This is a genomic window from Massilia sp. CT11-108, assembly GCF_047302915.1.
GTDB lineage: Bacteria > Pseudomonadota > Gammaproteobacteria > Burkholderiales > Burkholderiaceae_D > Telluria > Telluria orientalis.
Genome location: NZ_JBKYMO010000495.1, coordinates 1 through 3,981 on the forward strand (window position 1 = coordinate 1; position 3,981 = coordinate 3,981).

General features: G+C 64.5%; 3 protein-coding genes. 1 reads left to right on the top strand and 2 read right to left on the bottom strand.

Annotation, left to right across the window (positions count from 1 at the left end; all coding sequences use genetic code 11):
- The coding region (locus ACEN88_RS26085) for a glycoside hydrolase family 2 TIM barrel-domain containing protein (protein WP_413344344.1) at positions 1 to 2,076 on the bottom strand (2,076 nt) is incomplete at its 3' end.
- A gap of 35 nt (positions 2,077 to 2,111) precedes the next feature.
- A complete protein-coding gene (locus ACEN88_RS26090; protein WP_413344346.1) occupies positions 2,112 to 3,587 on the bottom strand; it encodes a hypothetical protein in 1,476 nt (491 codons plus the stop codon).
- Positions 3,588 to 3,799: 212 nt separating this feature from the next.
- On the opposite strand from ACEN88_RS26090, the gene ACEN88_RS26095 reads away from it, so the two are divergent.
- A partial coding sequence (locus ACEN88_RS26095) for a hypothetical protein (protein ID WP_413344348.1) occupies positions 3,800 to 3,981 on the top strand: 182 nt, incomplete at its 3' end.

Sequence of the window (3,981 nt, forward strand, 5' to 3'; positions counted from 1 at the left end):
GGCCGGCGTGGCCGCATCGGCCAGTGTGCCGCGGGCGACGACGACGCCGTCGCGCGCCAGCTCCCAATCGAACGCGAGATGCGACAGGTCGCGGAAATCGTAGCGGTTCACGACCTCGATGCTGCCTGCTGCCGGGTCGCCTTCGAACACGACGGGCGAATAGACCTTCTGCAGTTCATAGTATTCCGGATCCGGTGTGCGGTCCGAGCGCACGACGCCGTCGCCGACGACGCTGTTGTCGCCCCGCTCCGGGTTCAGGTCGAAGCCGGACGCCCAGTACGTGCGGCCCTTGTCGTCCTTCGCGATGATGCTCTGGTCGACCCAGTCCCACACGAAGCCGCCCTGCAGCTTGCGGTGCGCGCGGATGACCTGCCAGTAGTCCTCCAGGTTGCCCAGCGAATTGCCCATCGCATGGGCGTATTCGCACTGGATCATCGGCTGGCGGAAGTTCGGGTCGAGCGCGTAGTCCGCCATCTTCTCGATGTCGTCGTACATGGGCGCGTAGATGTCGACGTAGGCGTTCGGCAGGTGTTCCTCGCCGATGGTGCCGTGGCCCAGGTAGCTGATCAAACGCGTCGGATCGTTCTTGCGGATCCACGCGGCCGCGTTCTCGAAGTTCGGCCCCGTGCCGGCCTCGTTCCCCAGCGACCAGAAGATGACCGACGGCGAATTCTTGTCGCGTTCCACCATGCGCGAGATGCGGTCCAGGTGCGCGATGCGCCAGTGCGGCTTGTAGCCCAGCTGGATCGCGGCGCGCTTCTGCGGGTCGCCCGCCTGGTCGCCCTTCTCCATGTAGCCGTGCGACTCGAGGTCCGCCTCGTCCATGATGTACAGGCCGTATTCGTCGGCCAGGTCGTACCAGCGCGGATCGTTCGGGTAATGCGACGCGCGCACGGCGTTCACATTGGCCCGCTTCATCAATTCGATGTCCTTGCGCATCGACGCCATCGACATCACGCGGTACGTATGGGGGTCGTGCTCGTGGCGGTTGACGCCCTTGATCATCACCCGCTTGCCGTTCACGCGCACTTCGCCGTCCGCGATCTCCACCGTGCGGAAGCCGATGCGGCGCGACGTCGCCGACACCAGCCGGCCCTGCGCATCCGTCACCTCCACGAGCAGCGTGTACAGGTTCGGCGTCTCGGCCGACCAGGGTTTCACGGCGGGGACCGCGCCGGCCAGGACGACCTTGCGGTCGCCACCCGGCGTGCCTTTCACGCGCAGCACTTCGCGCGTGCCGTCCAGCACCCGCGCCTCCACGTCCACCCTGGCCGGCGCACCCGCCATCTCGGCGACGAGTTCGAAGCGGCCGTCGCGGTAATTGGCCTTGTCCAGCCCCGCCGTCACGCGGTAGTCGCGCAGCCGCGTCTTCGGTTCGGCATACACGTACACGCTGCGTTCGATGCCGTTGACGCGCCAGAAGTCCTGGTCTTCCAGGTACGAGCCGTCCGCCCAGCGATACAGTTCGATGGCGATCGTGTTGCGGCCCGGGCGCACGTAGCGGGTCAGGTCGAATTCGGAAGGCAGCTTGGAATCCTCGGAATAGCCGACCTTCTGACCGTTGACCCACACGTAATAGGCCGCACCGGCCGCGCCGATCTGCAGGAACACGTCGCGGCCGTTCCACGCGGCGGGCACGTCGAACTCGCGGCGGTACGAGCCGACTTCGTTCAGGTCATGCGGGATGAACGGCTCGTTGGCGGGGAACGGATAGCGGATGTTCGTGAAGATCGGCTTGCCGTAGCCCTGCGTCTGCAGCATGCCGGGCACCTGGATCTGGCCCCACTTGCTCACGTCGTACGACAGCTTGTAGAAATCCTTCGGGCGCGTTTCCGGGGTCTTCGAGTACGCGAATTTCCAGGTGCCGTCCAGCGACAGGAAATACTGCGACGCGGCCTTGTCGCCGGCCAGCGCTTTCTCGCGCGATTCGAAATTGAAGAACGTCGCCTTCATCGGCTCGCGGTTGACCGCGACCACTTCCGGCTGCTCCCACTCGGCCGGTGTCGGCTGCGCGGCCAGCGCGGGCAAGGCCGCCGTCGCCAGCAGCACGGCCGCGATGATGTTCGTGGATTCCATGTCTCTCCTGTGTCGTTATTGTTATGGTTGTTGTGTCAGCGGAAGCGCAGTCCGTCGACGAAACCGTTCACCTCGAGCAGCCCCGCCTCGGGCGCGGTGAGGCGCCTGCCGCCCACGGTCACGTTCTCGATCGTCACGTTCTTGACCTTGCGCGTGGCATCGAGGCCCGTGATGGCGGATGCGCTCGGCGAACCCTTGCCCGTGTAATGGATGTTGCGCATGGTGACGTTCTCGATGCCCAGCCCCGGGCTCGTGTTGTACTTGGCCGTGTACGCGATCTTCAGGTTGAAGAGCTTGCCTTCCTCGATGCGGTCGACCCGGATGTCCTCGAACACGACGTCGCGCACCAGGTTGTCGTCGCCCGCCATGATGCCCAGGGCGCCCTCGTATTCCGGGTCGTCCTCGTCATGGTCGAGGATATCGATGTTCGAGAAGCGCAGGCGCTCCAGCACCTCGCTCTGCGGGTGCGCCGGCGTCGGCGTATTGCCGTGGATGCCGATCATGACGGCGTGCGCGATGTCGGCCCACAGGGTCGTGTCCCGGACCTGCACGTCGCGCGTATTGCCCCAGATGTCCCAGCGGTGGTTGTAGAACGTCAGGCAGTCGTCCGACGTGCGCACGAAGCTGTCCGCGATCGTCACGCGCTCGCATGCGAAGTGGCCGATGCCGTCCGACCACTGGCCGGCCCCGATCGTGCGGATATTCGTCTCGGCGAGGTCCTGCGACATGATGCAGCGCATCGTGCCGTGCGGCTGGTTGATGGCGATCGGACCGTCGATCGCGATGTTGCGCGAATTCCGGATGGTCGTCACGTCGGTGCCGTCGAACAGGCCGTCGCTGAACACTTGCACGTCCTCGACGCCCTCGATCACGAGCGGGCTTTTCAGGATTGCGGCGCCGTGGATGTATACCTTCGTGTGCGAGCGCAGGCGGAAGTCGCCCTTGTGGATGCCCGGTCCGAAGAACACGATGGGCTGCGTGAAGTCGGGCGCCGTGCCCGTTCCGATGTCGTTCGATGCCAGGTTCGCGGGCACGGCCGGCATGTCGGCCCGGATCGCGTGCGTGAACACGTGCAGGTTGTGCAGGCGGTCGTCGTCGAATTCCACGCTCAGGTTCTCCGGACGGCGCAGCGTGAAATACACGACACCGTCGCGCACAACCGGCTTGACGCCCTTCGCATCCGGCCGCACCGCCACTTTCGAAAACGTGCCGTTGTTCTTCTGGACCGCCACTTCCGCCGTGCCGTCGAAGTTGAAGTAGACCATCGAGGCATCCTGCGGCTTGTCCAGGTCGACCTTCACGTCGTACTCGTACAGGTCCTGCCACTGCCCGCCGGGCACGCGCACGCGCACCGTGTAGTCGTCGTTATGGTGGGTGTAGCGGATGGGATTCGGGAACGGGTGCACCTGCAGCCGGTTCTCGATGGCGTGGGCGGCATCGGCAGCGAGGCATCCCAGCAGGACGGCAAGCGGCGCGGCGCAGCGGCGCGCGAACGCACGTAACGTGAACAACGGATCGTCTCCTTTGCCCGTGGTGCGGCTCGTGCCGCCGCCGGGCTTGTCATTTGATTTGGTATCGATAACTTGGCCAGTTATATCACATCCGGGAACGATGTCAAGACCTCTCCGAGCTCCTGGCGCCCGACCTACGATACCGGCACATCATAACGGTGGCGGTGGCGCCGCAGGCATGCCTTTTTTATCGAAATGGATATGTTTTGGACATGGCAGCGTGGTTGATCCAGGTCGCGGTTAACGATAACAAAACAGATGCATACGTGCTAGCATCGGCGCGGCAGTACGGCAGCACCTTCGATCGCAGTTCAACATTCGCCTGCATGGCATGGAGACTACCAATGAAAAAAATGGAACCGAACGACTGCAACGCCCCCGCCCTGACCCCGGC